The sequence below is a fragment of the Pantoea sp. y20 genome, from assembly GCF_054903455.1.
This window is the reverse complement of record NZ_CM142816.1, coordinates 3,267,553-3,284,157: the sequence shown is the minus strand read 5'-3', so window position 1 is coordinate 3,284,157 and position 16,605 is coordinate 3,267,553. Positions and strand designations below refer to the sequence as shown.

The 16,605-nt window shown below is 54.5% G+C and carries 17 protein-coding genes and 3 tRNA genes; 11 read left to right on the top strand and 9 right to left on the bottom strand.

The window, feature by feature from the left end; genetic code table 11:
* Positions 1–24: 24 nt before the first annotated feature.
* On the bottom strand, positions 25–1,353 hold the full coding sequence (argA, locus tag ACYAC5_RS15350) for an amino-acid N-acetyltransferase (RefSeq protein WP_007891884.1): 1,329 nt from the start codon (positions 1,351–1,353) through the stop codon (positions 25–27).
* Positions 1,354–1,586: 233 nt separating this feature from the next.
* Between argA and amiC the strand changes: the two genes are divergently transcribed.
* Positions 1,587–2,822: an N-acetylmuramoyl-L-alanine amidase AmiC gene (gene amiC, locus ACYAC5_RS15345; protein ID WP_192412017.1), complete on the top strand. Its 1,236-nt coding sequence runs from the start codon at positions 1,587–1,589 to the stop codon at positions 2,820–2,822.
* Positions 2,823–2,895: 73 nt separating this feature from the next.
* Here amiC and ACYAC5_RS15340 read toward each other — a convergent pair.
* The 3 genes from ACYAC5_RS15340 to ACYAC5_RS15330 all read right to left on the bottom strand — a co-directional run bounded on the left by ACYAC5_RS15340 (position 2,896) and on the right by ACYAC5_RS15330 (position 3,230).
* A tRNA-Met gene (locus tag ACYAC5_RS15340) sits at positions 2,896–2,972 on the bottom strand.
* A 51-nt stretch (positions 2,973–3,023) separates the two neighbouring features.
* A tRNA-Met gene (locus ACYAC5_RS15335) sits at positions 3,024–3,100 on the bottom strand.
* Between the two features lie 53 nt (positions 3,101–3,153).
* Positions 3,154–3,230: transfer RNA gene (locus tag ACYAC5_RS15330), tRNA-Met, on the bottom strand.
* A gap of 204 nt (positions 3,231–3,434) precedes the next feature.
* On the opposite strand from ACYAC5_RS15330, the gene mltA reads away from it, so the two are divergent.
* Both mltA and tcdA read left to right on the top strand, forming a co-directional pair.
* Positions 3,435–4,583, top strand: a complete 1,149-nt coding sequence (gene mltA, locus ACYAC5_RS15325; protein ID WP_192412016.1) for a murein transglycosylase A — start codon at positions 3,435–3,437, stop codon at positions 4,581–4,583.
* A 28-nt stretch (positions 4,584–4,611) separates the two neighbouring features.
* Complete coding sequence (tcdA, locus tag ACYAC5_RS15320; RefSeq protein ID WP_101762004.1) at positions 4,612–5,418, top strand: tRNA cyclic N6-threonylcarbamoyladenosine(37) synthase TcdA; 807 nt, start codon at positions 4,612–4,614, stop codon at positions 5,416–5,418.
* Here tcdA and csdE read toward each other — a convergent pair.
* Together csdE and csdA are read right to left on the bottom strand one after the other, a co-directional pair.
* Positions 5,406–5,861 carry a cysteine desulfurase sulfur acceptor subunit CsdE gene (csdE, locus tag ACYAC5_RS15315; protein ID WP_192412015.1) on the bottom strand — a complete coding sequence of 152 codons (456 nt, stop codon included), beginning with the start codon at positions 5,859–5,861 and terminating at the stop codon, positions 5,406–5,408. The genes tcdA and csdE overlap by 13 nt on opposite strands.
* A gap of 4 nt (positions 5,862–5,865) precedes the next feature.
* A complete protein-coding gene (csdA, locus tag ACYAC5_RS15310; RefSeq protein WP_110868037.1) occupies positions 5,866–7,071 on the bottom strand; it encodes a cysteine desulfurase CsdA in 1,206 nt (401 codons plus the stop codon).
* A 206-nt stretch (positions 7,072–7,277) separates the two neighbouring features.
* Here csdA and ACYAC5_RS15305 point away from each other — a divergent pair, with 206 nt between their 5' ends.
* The 4 genes from ACYAC5_RS15305 to rlmM all read left to right on the top strand — a co-directional run bounded on the left by ACYAC5_RS15305 (position 7,278) and on the right by rlmM (position 10,289).
* Positions 7,278–7,502 carry a YgdI/YgdR family lipoprotein gene (locus ACYAC5_RS15305; RefSeq protein ID WP_008109575.1) on the top strand — a complete coding sequence of 75 codons (225 nt, stop codon included), beginning with the start codon at positions 7,278–7,280 and terminating at the stop codon, positions 7,500–7,502.
* Between the two features lie 331 nt (positions 7,503–7,833).
* On the top strand, positions 7,834–8,751 hold the full coding sequence (locus ACYAC5_RS15300) for a transcriptional regulator GcvA (protein WP_101762006.1): 918 nt from the start codon (positions 7,834–7,836) through the stop codon (positions 8,749–8,751).
* A gap of 49 nt (positions 8,752–8,800) precedes the next feature.
* On the top strand, positions 8,801–9,196 hold the full coding sequence (locus ACYAC5_RS15295; protein WP_192412013.1) for a DUF423 domain-containing protein: 396 nt from the start codon (positions 8,801–8,803) through the stop codon (positions 9,194–9,196).
* The gene (gene rlmM / locus ACYAC5_RS15290; RefSeq protein ID WP_101762008.1) at positions 9,189–10,289 is read left to right on the top strand and encodes a 23S rRNA (cytidine(2498)-2'-O)-methyltransferase RlmM; all 1,101 of its coding nucleotides are present in this window, start codon (positions 9,189–9,191) and stop codon (positions 10,287–10,289) included. The genes ACYAC5_RS15295 and rlmM overlap by 8 nt, the downstream gene beginning before the upstream one ends.
* 325 nt (positions 10,290–10,614) lie before the next feature.
* On the opposite strand, the gene xni is transcribed toward rlmM, so the two are convergent.
* The 3 genes from xni to queF form a co-directional block, all read right to left on the bottom strand.
* Positions 10,615–11,385 (bottom strand): flap endonuclease Xni, encoded by a 771-nt coding sequence (gene xni / locus ACYAC5_RS15285; protein ID WP_309833502.1) that lies wholly within the window; start codon positions 11,383–11,385, stop codon positions 10,615–10,617.
* A gap of 38 nt (positions 11,386–11,423) precedes the next feature.
* Positions 11,424–12,788: a nucleotide 5'-monophosphate nucleosidase PpnN gene (gene ppnN / locus ACYAC5_RS15280; RefSeq protein WP_192412011.1), complete on the bottom strand. Its 1,365-nt coding sequence runs from the start codon at positions 12,786–12,788 to the stop codon at positions 11,424–11,426.
* A gap of 182 nt (positions 12,789–12,970) precedes the next feature.
* Entirely contained in the window at positions 12,971–13,816 is an 846-nt protein-coding gene (gene queF / locus ACYAC5_RS15275) for an NADPH-dependent 7-cyano-7-deazaguanine reductase QueF (RefSeq protein WP_110867951.1), read from the bottom strand.
* Between the two features lie 62 nt (positions 13,817–13,878).
* On the opposite strand from queF, the gene syd reads away from it, so the two are divergent.
* From syd to ACYAC5_RS15255, 4 genes are all read left to right on the top strand, one after another.
* Positions 13,879–14,427 (top strand): SecY-interacting protein, encoded by a 549-nt coding sequence (gene syd / locus ACYAC5_RS15270; protein WP_110867950.1) that lies wholly within the window; start codon positions 13,879–13,881, stop codon positions 14,425–14,427.
* A 592-nt stretch (positions 14,428–15,019) separates the two neighbouring features.
* Positions 15,020–15,346, top strand: coding sequence for a YqcC family protein (locus ACYAC5_RS15265; RefSeq protein WP_309833509.1), 327 nt, complete (start codon positions 15,020–15,022; stop codon positions 15,344–15,346).
* Complete coding sequence (truC, locus tag ACYAC5_RS15260) at positions 15,346–16,125, top strand: tRNA pseudouridine(65) synthase TruC (protein ID WP_309833511.1); 780 nt, start codon at positions 15,346–15,348, stop codon at positions 16,123–16,125. Before ACYAC5_RS15265 ends, truC begins: the two co-directional genes overlap by 1 nt.
* Before the next feature lie 12 nt (positions 16,126–16,137).
* Positions 16,138–16,584 (top strand): flavodoxin, encoded by a 447-nt coding sequence (locus ACYAC5_RS15255; protein ID WP_110867948.1) that lies wholly within the window; start codon positions 16,138–16,140, stop codon positions 16,582–16,584.
* Positions 16,585–16,605: the final 21 nt, after the last annotated feature.

Genomic DNA, 16,605 nt, shown 5'->3' with positions numbered 1-16,605 from the left:
CAACGGCACAGTTAAATGATGCGACTACCCCAAATCCGCCATCAGCACCTTTGAACGGCGCTGATAGTTATACATCTGCTTCTTGCTCTCGGGCAGGGACTCAATATCCACCGGCGTAAAACCGCGCTCCTGGAACCAGTGAATGCTGCGCGTGGTTAACACAAACAGCTTCTTTAGCCCCATCTGACGTGCCTGCAACGCCACGCGATCCAGCAACAGTTCGCCACGCGACGAGCTGCGATAATCCGGATGCACTGCCACACAAGCCATCTCACCAATCTGCTCGTCCGGGAACGGATAGAGCGCGGCACAGGCGATGGTTAAATTATCGCGCTGAATAATGGTGAACTTATCAATCTCCATCTCCAGCTGCTCGCGGGAACGACGTACCAGAATCCCTTGCTGCTCCAGCGGGCGAATCAGTTCGAGAATACCGCCGATATCGTTGATGTTGGCGCGCCGAATCTGCTCGGCCGACTCCATCACAATCTGGGTACCGATACCGTCGCGCGAGAACAGTTCTTGCAGCAACGCGCCATCTTCCTGATAGCTAATCAGGTGGCTGCGACGCACGCCGCTGCGGCAGGCTTTGACCGCACCACGCAAGAACCGCACGGTGCCAGAGAGGAAATCGCCATCGCTCTCCATTTCGTCGATGCGCGCCTGGGCTTCATTCGGGAACAGTTCAGAAATAATCGCGCCTTCGCGATTGGTCACCCCCTGTTCGGAGCAGAAACCAATCATCTTCTCGGCCTTCAATTTAATTGCCAGCTGCGTCGCCACTTCTTCTGACGTCAGGTTAAAACTCTCGCCGGTCACAGAAACCGCTACCGGACCGAGCAGCACAATCGCATCGTTATCCAGCTGACGATGGATCGCTTCCTCATCAATACGACGAATACGCCCGCTGTGGCAGTAATCAACGCCATCATCCACCCCCAGCGGCTGCGCAATGATGAAGTTGCCGCTCACTACGTTAATGTGCGCGCCTTGCAGCGGCGTGTTGTTGAGGCTCATCGACAGACGCGCGGTGATATCCAGCTGTAAGCGACCGGCGGCCTGCTTTACCAGCTCAAGCGATTGTGCATCGGTAACGCGCGTATGTTTGTGGTAAATCGGTTCCAGCTGTTGCTGGGCCATGCTGGCGTCAATCTGCGGACGCGCACCATAAACCACCACTAAGCGAATGCCGAGGCTATGCAGCAGACCGATGTCATTAACGATGCTTGAGAAGTTCTCATGCTCGATGGCTTCGCCACCCAACATGATGACAAACGTCTTGTCACGATGGGTATTTATATAGGGAACGGTGTGGCGAAAACCCTGAACCAGTTCTGTACTGCGTTCCTTCACGGCAAAGCCCTCTATGCATGTTTATTCGTAATTTTCGTATTTTTATGCTCTTTTGCTCTTTATTGCAAGCGCCGGGCCTGACGTTACTTTACGATTTTCATGATGCAACACGCGCTAACAGACTGCATTATCTGGTTTTTCCGGCAAGACAAGACAATTCTCATCGAGTAAAGTTTTCACTTTCTTGCCATCGAGTGATGATTTTTTAGACATAACACAGCAGTTGGAGCGGCATGTCCGAAGCTTTTACACGACGACGATTATTACAGGGCGCTGGCGCATTATTAATGCTAAGCGTGACGCGTACCGGGCTGGCTGCCAGCCAGCATATTGTGGCGGTGCGCATCTGGCCCTCATCGACTTACTCCCGCGTAACCCTGGAATCAAACGTTCCCCTCAAGTACAAACAGTTCACGCTGGGGAATCCCGATCGTCTGGTTATTGATATCGAAAATATGCACATCAACCCGGTCCTGAAAGGAGTCGATAAGCTGGTGCGCGTGGACGATCCCTATATCAAAACCGCACGCGTCGGTCAGTTTGACGCTAACACGGTGCGACTGGTGCTGGAACTCAAGCGTAGCATTGCGCCCAAGACATTTACTCTTGCGCCAGTGGCAGGTATCAAGCATCGCTTAGTGGTCGATCTCTATCCTAATCAGCAAGCACGGGAAGAGGATCCGCTACTGGCATTACTGCAGAATTACAATCAGGGCGATCTTGAACGCGATCAGCCGGTGCAGGCGGCGCTGCCGGGCAAAGCGGGGCGCGATCGACCGATTATCATCATGATCGATCCTGGCCATGGCGGTGAGGATCCCGGCGCGCATGGCAAATACAAAACGCGTGAGAAAGATATCGTGTTGAAGATCGGTCGCTATCTGAAGGCGCTGATCGACAAAGAGCGCAACATGAAAGCTTATATGACGCGCAATGAGGATGTGTTTATCCCGCTGCGTGTCCGCGTGGCGAAGGCGCGAAAGCAGCGTGCGGATCTGTTCATTTCGATCCATGCTGATGCCTTCACCAGTCGGGCCGCGCGCGGTTCGTCGGTGTTTGCCCTTTCGACCAGCGGCGCTACCTCAGCGGCGGCGCGCTTCCTCGCACAAACGCAGAATGAAGCCGATTTGATTGGCGGTGTCAGCATGAGCGGCGATCGTTATCTCGACCACACCATGTTCGACATGGTGCAGCGGCAAACCATCAGCGACAGCCTGAAGTTTGGTAAAGAGGTGCTGTCACGCATGGGACATATCAATCACCTGCACAAGCGCACCGTCGATCAGGCGGGATTTGCGGTGCTGAAAGCCCCGGATATTCCCTCGATTTTGGTGGAAACCGCGTTTATCAGTAATGTCGAAGAGGAGCGCAAGCTGCGCACGTCGCGCTATCAGCATCAGGTGGCTGAGGCGATTTTGCATGGGATTAAGGCGTATTTTGATAAGGGTGCGGCACTAGCGCATCGCTGAGGAGGGCGGCAGCAATGCCGCTTTTTTCCGGACGCCAGAAACAAAAAAACACCCGTTAAGGTGTTTAAATGATTGGTTGCGGGGGCCGGATTTGAACCGACGACCTTCGGGTTATGAGCCCGACGAGCTACCAGGCTGCTCCACCCCGCGTCCGTCTGTCGCATTAAGCGACTTTTCACATTGTATTCTTCTTAAGACAATTGGTTGCGGGGGCCGGATTTGAACCGACGACCTTCGGGTTATGAGCCCGACGAGCTACCAGGCTGCTCCACCCCGCGTCCGACTGACGCGTTACACGACACTTCACATTGTCTCTTCATTTAAGAAGAATTGGTTGCGGGGGCCGGATTTGAACCGACGACCTTCGGGTTATGAGCCCGACGAGCTACCAGGCTGCTCCACCCCGCGTCCGTGGATGCGCACTATACTCTGGACGCGCGGCGATGCAACCCCTTTTTGAGACAAAACGTCAAATTTACAGTCAGTTGATGAATAAACTCGCCATTGGGTGGATTATTGTACAGATGTGAGCGTGACCGCTGATGGCAGATTTCATTCTCTCTGCCCCTTTGCTATCGTCGCCGGGCAAACAATCGATAAAAAGAGAATGTTATGAAAGGACATTGGGCGAAGTATGCACTTACTGGCGCATTTATCACGCTGTTAGCGGGCTGTAGTTCCAAACCGACCGACCGCGGTCAACAGTATATCGATGGCAAGCTGGAGCAACCGCTTGGGCTGGTCAACCAACCGAATGCTAAAGGGCGTCCGGTGAACGGCAAAGACTTTAGCGATCAGGTAGTGCAGATTCAAACCGCCTCATCCGGCCTGTTCGGGCGCAACAACGGTACTTACAGCGCAGTGCAAAACTGGCTGCTGTCCGGCGCGGATACGCGCCAGCTCAACCAGTTTGGTTTGAATGCTTATCAGATGGAAGGCACTGACAATTACGGCAATGTGCAGTTCACCGGTTACTACACGCCGGTTGTGGAAGCGCGTTATACCCGTCAGGGCGAGTTCCAGTATCCGATTTATCGTATGCCACCGCGTCCGCGTGGACAGAAACTGCCGAGCCGCGCTTCTATCTATAATGGTGGGCTCGACGATCGCTACATCATTGCCTACAGCAATTCGCTGATCGATAACTTCATGATGGATGTGCAGGGCAGCGGCTACGTTGATTTTGGTGATGGTCGTCCGCTGCGCTTCTTTGGTTACGGCGGCAAAAATGGCTGGGCTTATCACAGTATTGGTAAAGAGCTGATCGATCGCGGTGAAGTGAAGCGCGAAGATATGTCGATGCAGGCGATTCGTCAGTGGGCGCAAGAGCATTCGCCACAGGAAGTGCGTTCGGTGCTGGAAACCAACCAATCCTTCGTCTTCTTCAAACCGGAAGAGTATGTGCCGGTGCGCGGTGCCAGCGCGGTGCCGCTGATTGCCAAGGCTTCCGTTGCCTCCGATCGTTCATTGATTCCGGCCGGAACCGTGCTGTTAGCCGAAGTGCCGCAGCTGAACGAGAAGGGCAAGTTTAATGGCAAATATGAGATGCGTCTGATGGTGGCGTTAGACGTGGGTGGCGCGATTAAAGGCCAGCACTTCGATATCTATCAGGGCGTTGGCCCGGATGCGGCGCATCTGGCCGGTTTCTACAACCATTATGGCCGCGTCTGGGTGCTAAAAGCCGCGCCGGGCACCGGTCAGCCGCTGTTTAGCAACCCACAAAATGGCAACAACGGTTCGCTGCTGTTAGGTTCTAATTAATGTCCCGTTTTCCCGGAAAGGTTTGGTTATGACAGTAGTAAGCGACGCCTGGCGACAACGTTTTGGCGGCACGGCGCGTCTCTATGGCCAGGACGCGCTGCAGCGTTTTGCCGACGCGCACTTTTGCGTGATTGGTATTGGCGGCGTGGGTTCGTGGGCAGCGGAAGCGCTAGCGCGCACCGGTATCGGTAAAATCACCCTGATTGATATGGACGATGTCTGCATCACCAATACCAACCGCCAGATTCACGCGCTGCAGGGCAAAGTGGGCCAGGCGAAAACCGAAGTGATGGCGGAACGTATGCGCGCCATCAATCCGGAATGCGAAGTGATCTGCATCGATGACTTCATCACGCCGGAGAATACCGCTGAACTGTTATCGGCGGGTTTTGACTACGTGATTGATGCGATTGACAGCGTGCGCCCCAAAGCCGCGTTGATCGCCTGGTGTCGTCGCAACAAGATCCCGCTAATAACCACCGGCGGCGCGGGCGGCCAGATCGATCCCACGCAGATCCAGGTGAGCGATCTGGCAAAAACCATTCAGGATCCGCTGGCGGCAAAGCTGCGTGAGAGATTGAAAGGGGATTTTGGCGTGGTGAAGAACAGTAAAGGCAAGCTCGGCATCGACTGCGTATTCTCGACGGAAGCGCTGATGTATCCGCAGCCGGACGGCAGCGTGTGCACTTCACGCTCCACCGCAGAAGGCCCGAAACGCATGGATTGTGCCGCCGGATTTGGCGCGGCGACCATGGTAACCGCCACGTTCGGGTTTGTGGCGGTTTCCCATGCATTGAAGAAGTTTCTGGCGAAGGCAGCGCGTCAAACGGCCTGAGCGTGCAGACGAGCAGCGCGTTGCACCGCATCCGCCAGCGCCTGTAAACCGCTGCTGCGCGACGCACTGAGCTGCGCGCGCAGACCTAACGTATCAAACAACGCCAGCGGATCTTGCTGCAGCAAGTCGGCTGGCGTTTTGCCTTCCACCGCCGTCAGTAACACCGCTAGCAATCCGCGCACGATGCGTCCTTCGCTGTCACCATAAAAGTGCAGCGTGCCGTTGTTCAGCAACTGGCTGCTCAGCCACACGCGATTTTCACAGCCCGTGAGTTCAATATCTGGCGTCTTAAACTCTTCTGCTAACGCAGGCAACTGGCGGCTGAGCTGGATCAGCTGACGATAGCGATCTTCCCACTGATGAAAATAGCTGAATTTTTCCGTCAGGCTGGCTGCGGTAATCAGATCGCCGAACGGATGCGGGGCGAGCAGGGTTGATGTCATGGGCTTATTCACTCAGTAAGTCGACGGCATGACGCATGGCGCGCACCAGCGCATCCACGTCCTGCAAATTATTATAGGGGGCGAACGAGACACGCAGCGTGCCGGTGACGCCCAGCGCCGCCATCAGCGGCTGCGCGCAGTGCTGCCCGGCGCGCAATGCGATGCCATGCTCGGCGAGCAGCGTAACGATATCGCTGTGGTGAATGCCGGCAATATCAAATGCCAGCAGGCTGGCATTGCCACAGCGGAAGCTGCGAAAACCGGGGATCTCGCTCAGTTGCTCCTCGGCGAGGCTCGCCAGTTGCTGGCTCCACATTTCGGCCTTTTTGCCATCATGTTGCGCCAGCCACTCTAGCGCGGCACTCAACCCCACCACGCCGGCAACATTAGGCGTTCCGGCTTCAAAACGCCACGGCACCGGCTGCGGTGTAAAACTGTCAAAATCGACCTGCGTCAGCATTTTGCCGCCGCCTTGCCATGGATCCATCGCTTCCAGCAGTTCCGCTTTGCCATACAGCACGCCAATGCCCATTGGGCCGTAAAGCTTATGGCCGGAAAAAGCATAGAAATCAATATCCAGCGCCTCTACATCCGGCGGACAATGCACCACACCTTGTGCGCCATCGACCATCACTTTGGCACCGACGTCATGGGCTAAACGGATCGCCTGCGCCAGATCCGGACAGCCGCCGGTGACGTTCGACATCTGACCAACGGCCAGCAATCGGGTACGTGAATTGAGCAGTGCTGGCAACAGCGTGATATCCGGCAAACGATCGTCGCCCAACGGCCATTTCACCACTTTTGCGCCCGCCGCTTTTGCCACCATCAGCCACGGCACCAGATTGGCATGGTGTTCGGCTTCGCTAACCACGATTTCATCGCCAGCCTGCAATCGCGGAGCCAGCCAACTGTTCGCCACCAGGTTGATCGCTTCGGTGGTGCCGCGCGTCCAGACAATCTGCCGATCGTCCGCAGCATTGAGCCAGCGCGCCACTAATCCGCGCGCCTGTTCGTATTTTTCCGTTAATGCGCGAGCGGCAGCGAACTGGCTGCGATGCACGGTGCCAGCGCTGAGGCTGTAGAACTGTGCGGTTGCGTCGATCACCGCCTGCGGCTTGAGCGCAGTAGCCGCGCTATCGAGGTAGATTCCGGCATCGCTCAGCGCGGGGAACTGCTGGCGGAAGGCGCCGGGAGAAAAAATGGTCATACTCAGCCCACTGTTAATCATGTTAGGACCAGGCTGAAAGCTGGCCCGTTGCCTGGCAAAGCTGGAAAAGCGCGTTATGCTAATTATTGCAAGGTTTGAACCGAAACCCGCATAACGCGTCGCTATTCATAGTCGATTTCACTGGCGCTACCCTTGGTGAGCGCATGCGGGTGGTTTAATGCAATTAATCTGCAAGGAGATAGAAGATGAATAAACTCACCGCAGTGCTGGCCGTGTGTACTCTGGCCTTTACCCTGTCCGCATGTTCCAGCAATTACGTAATGCACACTAACGATGGTCGCACCATCGTCGCCGATGGCAAACCTAAAGTTGATGACGAAACCGGTATGATCAGCTATCAGGATGCCAATGGCAACAAGCAGCAGATTAACCGCTCTGACGTCAAAGAGATGGTGGAGATGGGGCAGTAAGGCAAAAAAAAAGCACCGCAATTTGCGGTGCTATTTAAAATCACTATGGACAGACAGGGTAAATCTACAGGAATTAAAAGCTTGATCTGCAAGCGTCAGATCAAAATGCAAACACAACATCACGACCACAAGCCAAAAGCTCTCCAAAAGTCTGCGATCTCTCGCACGTTTCCAGAAATCTTTTCGTTCCGGCTCAGGAAGTGCGGCAACTATAGGTATTTGCTGGAGCTTCCTCAACGGACAAATTATAATGTCTCGGATTAAAAAAACTAATACGTAGCGACTTTGTATAAGTTGAAGTATTACCTTGTCAATCCGGATACGGAAAACCATGTCTAAACGCCTTCCGCCGCTTAATGCTTTACGCGTCTTCGATGCTGCTGCCCGTCATTTGAGCTTCACCAAAGCCGCTGAAGAGCTGTTTGTTACCCAGGCTGCTGTCAGCCATCAGATCAAATCTCTGGAAGATTTCCTCGGTCTAAAGCTGTTTCGCCGGAGGAATCGTTCGCTTTTACTGACGGAAGAAGGTCAAAGCTACTATTTAGATATTAAGGAGATTTTCTCCGCACTAAACGATGCGACGCGTAAATTACAGGCGCGCAGCGCTAAGGGTGCGCTGACCGTCAGTTTGCTGCCGAGTTTCGCCATTCAGTGGCTGGTTCCTCGCCTTTCCAGCTTTAATATGGCTTATCCGGGCATCGACGTGCGTATCCAGGCGGTGGACCGTGATGAGGAGAAATTGGCGGACGATGTCGACGTGGCGATTTTCTACGGTCGTGGCAATTGGCCAGGCCTGCGGGTTGAGAAATTGTATGCCGAATATTTGCTGCCAGTCTGCTCACCGATGTTGCTGACGGGTGATCATCCTCTCAAATCGCCGGCCGATTTGGCGCACTGCACGCTGCTGCATGATGCATCGCGCCGTGACTGGCAATCCTATACGCGTCAGCTGGGCGTGCAGCATATCAATGTGCAACAGGGCCCAATCTTCAGCCACAGCGCCATGGTGTTGCAGGCGGCGATTCATGGTCAGGGCGTGGCGCTGGCGAATAATGTGATGGCGCAGAGTGAAATTGAAGCCGGTCGTCTGGTGTGTCCTTTTAATGACGTGTTGGTCAGTAAAAATGCTTTTTATCTGGTTTGTCATGACAGCCAGGCAGAACTGGGTAAAATAGCCGCCTTTCGTCAGTGGATCCTGGAAAAAGCGGCCAATGAACAAGAAAAATTCCGTTTTCGCTACGATCACTAATGCGTTGCTGGCTGCACAATGATGTGCGCATTACCTTGAGGATTGTTTGATGTCCAGTCGTGCCATGTTTGTTTTTGCTGCCATTAGCGGATTTATGCTGGTGGCGTTTGGTGCTTTCGGCGCGCATGTGCTGAGCAAATCGCTCGGCCCAGCCGAAATGGCGTGGATACATACCGGCCTTGAATATCAGGCGTATCACACGCTGGCAGTGATCGGCCTGGGTGCCGCTATGCTGCGTCGTGCCAATATCTGGTTTTACTGGAGTAGCGCCGCGATGGCGCTCGGTACCGTGTTGTTCAGTGGCAGCCTCTATTGTCTGGCGCTGTCGCATATGAAGTTTTGGGTTTTTGTTACGCCGGTAGGAGGCTTATGCTTCCTTATTGGCTGGTTCTTGATGTTGATTGGCGCACTGCGTCTGAAACGAAAGGCAGATCGCCATGAATAAAGTTTTACTCTATTGCCGTCCAGGATTTGAGAAAGAGTGCGCGGCAGAAATCAGCGCGAAAGCGGCTGAGCGCGAGATTTACGGCTTCCCGCGCGTCAAAGATGACTCAGGTTACGTGCTGTATGAGTGCTATCAGCAGCAAGATGCTGAAAAGCTGATCCAAACGCTGCCGTTTGCCGAACTGATCTTTGCGCGGCAGATGCTGGTGGTGGGAGAGTTGCTGCGCGATCTGCCACCAGAAGACCGCATCACGCCAATTGTCGGCATGCTGACCGGTGTGGTGGAGAAGGGCGGTGAACTGCGGGTTGAAGTGCCGGATACCAATGAAGCGAAAGAGCTCACCAAGTTCTGCCGTAAATTAACCGTGCCGCTGCGTGCCAGCCTGCGTGAAAGCAAAATCCTGCTTAATTACGAAACGGCTAAGCGTCCGGTAGTGCACGTGTTCTTTATTGCGCCGGGCACCTGTTACGTCGGCTATTCGCTGCCGGAAAACAACTCGCCATTCTACATGGGCATTCCGCGCCTGAAATTCCCCTCCGATGCGCCGAGCCGTTCTACGCTCAAGCTGGAAGAGGCGTTTCACGTGTTTGTGCCTGCGGATGAGTGGGATGAGCGTTTAGCCAGCGGCATGTACGCCGTCGATCTCGGCGCTTGCCCCGGCGGCTGGACCTATCAACTGGTGAAACGCAGCATGTGGGTTTTTGCGGTAGATAACGGCCCGATGGCGCCAAGCCTGATGGACACCGGACAGGTGACGCACTGCCGCGAAGATGGTTTTAAATTCCGTCCGCCGCGTACCAATATCAGCTGGCTGGTGTGCGACATGGTGGAAAAACCGGTGCGCGTCGCAAGCCTGATGACCGAATGGCTGGTGAATGGCTGGTGCCGCGAGGCGATATTCAACCTCAAGCTGCCAATGAAAAAGCGCTACGAAGAAGTGACACAGAACCTGGCGATGATTGATGACGCGCTGAAAGCGCAGGGTATTAATGCCCAGATTCAGGCTCGTCAGCTTTATCACGACCGCGAAGAAGTGACCGTTCACGTACGTCGACTTTGGGCGGCTGTTGGCGGCCGTCGCGACGAACGCTAATCCTGCTTCATACTTTGCGCTACAGCGGTCCTGCTTCATACTTTGCACTACAGCGGCGTTGGCTGCGTTTGCTCGCCCCGGTCACATACTGATGTATGCTCCCGGGGACTCGCGCACTTGCCGCCTTGCTGTAGCACAAATTATTTCGCAGGAAATTGTTTTTTAGTGTCGCCATTGATGCCGTAATGATCGTCGGTTGAGGCATGAAAATCGCTAATTACCGAGAGCGCACATTGTAGCGGCGCAATTCATTGCGCGATAAATCGCGCCGCTACGGAAGGCGCGGTGATTTAATACGGCGCTTAACTGATTGGCATTACGCCATTTATGGCGACGGCTGTTTCGTTTGAAATCTCAATGTATTGAGATTGCCTTGCAGTACCAAATCACGCTTTAACGTCGATACTTTGCGGCAAATTTCTGCCATTTCCCGCTGTTCCTGCAATTTTCCCTGCCATTTGCTCGGTACCTGGTCCCATTGCTGATAGATCGCATCCAGCGATCCAAACTGCATCAACAACTCGCGGGCGCTTTTCGGGCCAATGCCGGGCACGCCGGGAATTTTACTGCTGCTGATACCACACAATCCCCAATAGGCGGGCAACTGCGCGGGCGTTACGCCAAACTCTTGTTCAATAAAAGGCACATCCAGCCAGCGCTTCTGGAAATAGTCGCGAATACGAATGTTAGGTGCCAGCAGCTGGCAATAACCTTTATCGGTAGAAACAATCGTTGCCTGATGACCAGCGTCCGCCATTTTCACCGCCAGCGTGGCGGCGAGATCGTCGGCTTCGTCTAAATCGGCCACCCAGCAGCTGACGCCTGCTGCGCGGAAGGCGTCCTGCAGCGCGGGCATCTCCAGATGCAAATCCTCTGGCATCGGCGGGCGACCCGCTTTGTAATCCGGTAATAGCTGATGGCGCCAACCGGGCTGACGCTCATGGCTATCAAACACCGCCACCACGTGCGTGGGTTGTGTATGTCCCAATAACTGATGCAAGGCGGCAACGCAGCTGTCGCGGCACGGCGAACCCTGAACTGCGTGCAGACGGCGAATCAGATTGAGTGCATCAATGATAAGAAGATGAAGCGACATAGCGATAGCGGCAGCCCGCAGGCTGCCTTCCTGATGGGTTATTTGATGATTTCGTAGCAAGGCGTGTAGGCGCTGCCCGGCAGCTTCATGCGCTGCTGTGCGACAAAACCTTGCAACAGTTCGTCCATGCGGTGCATGAGATTGGCATCGCCGTGCAGTTTGTACGGGCCTTTCTCGCGAATTTCACGGATCCCGATCTCTTTGACGTTACCCGCCACAATGCCGGAGAAGGCGCGACGCAGATCGGCTGCCAGCAGCTCGGCGGGCTGATCCGGGAACAGCTTCAGGTTTGCCATATTCTCGTGCGTCGGCAGGAAGGGCACCTGCAATTCGGGTGCGATACGAATTGACCAGTTGAAGCTGTAGGCATCGCCGGTTTCGCGGCGATACTCTTTCACCTGCGGCATGGCTTTCTTCATCAGACGCGCCACTTCAGCGGCATCATCAATGATAATTGTGTAGTGCTTGCGTGCGGCTTCGCCCAGCGTATTGACGATGAAATCATCCAGCACGCGGAAGTAGTCGGCGCTCTCTTTGGGTCCGGTCAGAATCAGCGGCAATACCTGATCGCTGTTGTGCGGATTCATTAAAATACCCAACAAATACAGCAGCTCTTCTGCTGTGCCCACGCCGCCAGGGAAGATCACGATACCGTGGGCGATACGCACAAAGGCTTCAAGGCGTTTTTCGATATCCGGCATGATGATCAGCTCATTGACCAGCGGATTCGGTGGTTCGGCGGCAATGATTGAGGGCTCAGTCAGGCCGATAAAACGGCTGTCATGATAGCGCTGCTGCGCATGTCCCACCGCCGCACCTTTCATCGGTGCTTCCATGACGCCAGGTCCGCAACCGGTACAGATGTTGAGTTCGCGCAGGCCCATTTGCGTGCCGACGTTGCGGCAATATTGGTATTCCACCGCATTGATTGAGTGGCCGCCCCAACACACCACGGTATTCGGATATTCGCCGATGTGCAGTGCACGCGCGTTACGCAGAATCGAAAACACCTGATTGGTGATATGCGCAGAGTCTTCCGGCTCCTCGTTCTGGTAGCGTTCTGTTGCCGCCAGTTGTCCGTTTACAAACAGAATGTCGCGCAGCACGGCAAACAAGTTTGCCTGCAGCGAACGAATAATCCGGCCATCAACAAATGCCTCTTCCGGCGGGTTAATCAGCTCCAGTTTCACACCGCGCTCACGGCGCAACACGTTGATGTCGAAGTTTTCAAAACGCGAAAGCAATTCCTGGCTGCTGTCGGTCTGGCTACCGGAGTTGAGTACCGCAAGAGAACAGTTACGAAACAGCTGATAAAGGTCGCTGCTAGCGGTGCGCTTCAGCATGTCGACTTCAAGCTGGGAGAGCAGATCCATCGAGCCAAGCGGGCTGATATGTGTAATCAAGAGAACTCCTTTACACGCAAATGCGTGGCTGATGACGCTGCGCTTAACTTATTAACGCAGCGACGAAAATCCCTGGTCGCGCATGCTTCGATCGCGCCTTCAACAGAGTAACGTTGTCCGCTGTGAATGCTCAAGGGGAACCGCGCATCCGTGCAGCGGCCTGCGAGGCGTCTCGCAAACTATTACTGGCGAACCAGGCGGGAAAATCCCGGAGAGAAGGGCACGTTACTGCGCCACGGATTGATATCCAGACCGCCGCGCCTGGTGTAACGTGCATAAACGCTCAGGGCTTCTGGCTGACAAAAGCGCTGAACGTCGTTGAAAATGCGCTCAACGCACTGCTCATGAAACTCATTATGCTGACGGAATGAGATGAGATAACGCAGCAGCGCTTCACGATTAATACGCGGGCCTTTGTAGCGAATCATCACCGAGCCCCAATCGGGCTGATTGGTAATTAAGCAGTTCGATTTCAGCAGATGGCTAACCAGCGTTTCTTCAACAATTTCACGGCCTGCAGCCTGCGCCAGATAATCTGCATTGAAGGCGTAATCGTGGATTTCGATATCCTGTTCATCAATCACTTCGCCACTGAAATGGCCGATCGGCTGGCCTTCCACTTCGCTGAGACGAAACAGCGCCACGCTGACCTGACCCTTCGCGCAGGCGCTGAGATCGCGCTCCAGCGTCTGACGCACTTCGCCCCAGTCGGCGAAAACGCTCTGATTAAAACTGTTAAGATAGAGCTTGAAACTCTTCGACTCGATCAGGTTTTGGCTATCGGCGCGCAGTACCACTTCGCCCACTGCGACCTGCGGAACGCCTTTGCTGTTGAGCCAGGAGAGTTCGTAGAGCGTCCAGATATCTGCGCCAGTAAACGGCAGATTATCGGGATACAGCCCCAGCGGCTCACGGTTAAGGCTGCGCGGCACGGATTGCAGCAGCGTGTTATCGTAGCGATCAACATAAGCCGTGGGCTTACCTAAGGTCAGGCCGCTTAATGCCTGATCCCGGTTTTCAGAAGACATAACGGTTACCACTAAATTTCATCAAAGTGGTTAAGTGTAACCTAACACTTGCGAGAATATGAATGATGCAGCAAACCGTAGATGCTCTGCGTGAGTTTACCGCCCGCTACGTGGAACATTGGCAGCAACAAACCGGACATTTTCCCGCCAGCGCCGATCTGCTTGGCGTTCCCTCCGACTGCATTATTAGCACGCTGGATGACCGCGTGTTGTGGCAGCCGCAGCCGTTTACGTTACCGGCCACGCTTGAAGCGGTAGAGCGTGCGCTGGATCTGCAACTGCAACCAGAAATCAGTGCGTTTTATACCAGCCAGTTTGCAGGTGATATGACGGCAACCTTTGAACAGCAGCCGATTACCCTGCTGCAGGTATGGAGTGAAGCGGATTTCACTCGCCTGCAGGAAAACCTGATTGGTCACTTGGTTATGAAGCGCCGCTTAAGACAAGCGCCAACGCTGTTTATTGCCACCACCAACTCAGAGAATGATGTGATTGCGCTGTGCAATCTTACCGGCGAGGTCATTATCGAGGAGCCTGGCACTAAAAAGCGTGAAGTCCTGGCGACATCGGTTAAGACATTTCTTAATGCTTTACAACCGGTTACTCAGTGATTTGCAGATTTTTAGGCTGCGCTTTGTGAGAGATCTCTTACGTTAGGTGTGAGAGATCGCTAGATCATTTCGCAGACTTGCGGAAGCCCTAAATGTAAAAATATTGTGAATCATGAACTTATGGCATCAATCTGAAAATTCAGACAGGACTTAATCCATTAACGCTTCTTACTGGCTTGTTATTGCGATGGTTTCTGGGAGAATAGTCACCACTGGCAGGATGCTGGGGATTAAGAGACGTTCAGGAGAATGTCAGCCATGAGGCGGGAACGTAACGGAATTTACGGCACACGGAAGGCTTTAGGACGAAGCAGGACACTCAGGATTGAGTATAAAGGACACCTCCAGGACGGAGAATGAGAGCCACGCGGAACGTGGCGGGCCAGGATGCTAAGGACCAATGTCATGATGACAAGCGACGGAAAGCGCAGGAAAAGTTGTCATGGATGAGCAGGGAGCACAGCAGTAGCTGGAATGCTGCAAACGAAAACCGGGAGCACTGTAATCACAGTGCTCCCTTTTTTTATGCCATTTTTACGCCGGGCGTGACTGATGGTATGCTTGCCGCCCAATTTTTCTCTGGAGGTGGCGCATGTCGTCGCAAATGATTTTTCAGCGCCTGCAGCAGGTCGAAGCGGTGATGCGCGAACACGGCCATTGGCAGTCACAATCGCCCGAGGCGCACGCCTTCGCCAGTACCGAACCTTTCTGTCTCGATACCATGGAGCCGCTGCAATGGCTGCAATGGGTGCTGATGCCGCGTTTTTATGCGCTGCTCGAAAGCGGCGCGCCGTTACCGCAGAATTTTGCCATCGCACCTTATTATGAAGTTGCATTGCCAACCGACACGCCGGGCTATGCGACGTTATTGCTGACGCTCAACAAGTTTGATGCGCTGTTCCAGGAACCCACCGCCTGATGCTCGAAATCCTTTATCAAGATGAGTGGCTGGTCGCCGTGAATAAACCTGCCGGTTGGCTGGTGCATCGTAGCTGGCTCGATCGCAACGAAAAAGTGGTGGTGATGCAAACGGTGCGCGATCAGATTGGCCAGCATGTGTTTACTGTGCACCGCCTCGATCGCCCAACGTCCGGCGTGTTGCTGATGGCCTTATCGAGTGAAGTCGCCCATTTACTGACGCAGCAGTTTGAACAGCATCAGATGCAGAAAACCTATCATGCGGTGCTGCGCGGCTGGCTGGAAGGCGGCGCGACGCTGGATTATCCGCTGGTGGAAGAGCTGGATAAGATTGCCGACAAATTTGCCACCCAGGAACCTGTTGCCCAACCGGCGGTAACGGATTACCAGGCGCTGGCACACGTTGAGATGCCGGTCGCCATCAGCCGCTATAACACCGCGCGCTATACGCTGGTGGAGATGGCGCCGCACACCGGGCGTAAACATCAGCTGCGTCGCCACATGGTGCATCTGCGTCATCCGATTATTGGCGACAGCGCGCACGGCGATCTGCGCCAGAATCGCGGTGCGGCGGCACATTTTGGCCTCAATCGCCTGATGCTGCACGCCAGCGCGCTCAGCTTTACCCATCCCGTTACCGGCGAGGCCATAGTGATTCGCGCCGGGTTGGATCGCGTCTGGCAGCAGATGCTTGAGCAGTTTGGCTGGCAGGATCAGATCCCTGATGTTCCCAGGGTTGAGTTTGCCAATGATGCAGTCCAGGATAAGCCGACAGAATAAAGGAGCGGCAAGATGGCAAAGATTGGCATTTTTACAGGTACGGTTTACGGCAATGCGCTGCTGGTAGCTGAAGAAGCACAGACGGTGCTGGAAGAGCAGGGCCACGACGTGAAGGTGTTTGAAGATCCGTCGATGGCGGATTGGCAGGCATACAGCCAGGATGTGGTGCTGATTGTCACCTCAACCACCGGTCAGGGCGACTTCCCGGATAACATTGCCCGCCTGTATGTTGCAGTGCGTGATCAGCTGGGTTATCAACCAGAATTGCGTTATGGCGTGATTGGCTTGGGTGACAGCAGCTATGACAATTTCTGCGGTGCAGCTAAAACCTTTGATGCCACCTTGCAGGAGCAGAGCGCGCAGCGCATCGGCGAGGTGCTGTTGGTGGATGCGACGGAAGATCCGGAGCCCGAATCAGTGACCTCACCGTGGGTGGAGAGCTGGGGTAAGTTGCTGTAAGGACTTTTCCCTCACCCTAAC

Coding starts and splice junctions, on each gene's coding strand:
- amiC (WP_192412017.1), top strand. CDS start 1,587: ATGTCCGAAGCTTTTACACGACGACGATTATTACAGGGCGCTGGCGCA.
- mltA (WP_192412016.1), top strand. CDS start 3,435: ATGAAAGGACATTGGGCGAAGTATGCACTTACTGGCGCATTTATCACG.
- tcdA (WP_101762004.1), top strand. CDS start 4,612: ATGACAGTAGTAAGCGACGCCTGGCGACAACGTTTTGGCGGCACGGCG.
- csdE (WP_192412015.1), bottom strand. CDS start 5,861: ATGACATCAACCCTGCTCGCCCCGCATCCGTTCGGCGATCTGATTACC.
- csdA (WP_110868037.1), bottom strand. CDS start 7,071: ATGACCATTTTTTCTCCCGGCGCCTTCCGCCAGCAGTTCCCCGCGCTG.
- ACYAC5_RS15305 (WP_008109575.1), top strand. CDS start 7,278: ATGAATAAACTCACCGCAGTGCTGGCCGTGTGTACTCTGGCCTTTACC.
- ACYAC5_RS15300 (WP_101762006.1), top strand. CDS start 7,834: ATGTCTAAACGCCTTCCGCCGCTTAATGCTTTACGCGTCTTCGATGCT.
- ACYAC5_RS15295 (WP_192412013.1), top strand. CDS start 8,801: ATGTCCAGTCGTGCCATGTTTGTTTTTGCTGCCATTAGCGGATTTATG.
- rlmM (WP_101762008.1), top strand. CDS start 9,189: ATGAATAAAGTTTTACTCTATTGCCGTCCAGGATTTGAGAAAGAGTGC.
- xni (WP_309833502.1), bottom strand. CDS start 11,385: ATGTCGCTTCATCTTCTTATCATTGATGCACTCAATCTGATTCGCCGT.
- queF (WP_110867951.1), bottom strand. CDS start 13,816: ATGTCTTCTGAAAACCGGGATCAGGCATTAAGCGGCCTGACCTTAGGT.
- syd (WP_110867950.1), top strand. CDS start 13,879: ATGATGCAGCAAACCGTAGATGCTCTGCGTGAGTTTACCGCCCGCTAC.
- ACYAC5_RS15265 (WP_309833509.1), top strand. CDS start 15,020: ATGTCGTCGCAAATGATTTTTCAGCGCCTGCAGCAGGTCGAAGCGGTG.
- truC (WP_309833511.1), top strand. CDS start 15,346: ATGCTCGAAATCCTTTATCAAGATGAGTGGCTGGTCGCCGTGAATAAA.
- ACYAC5_RS15255 (WP_110867948.1), top strand. CDS start 16,138: ATGGCAAAGATTGGCATTTTTACAGGTACGGTTTACGGCAATGCGCTG.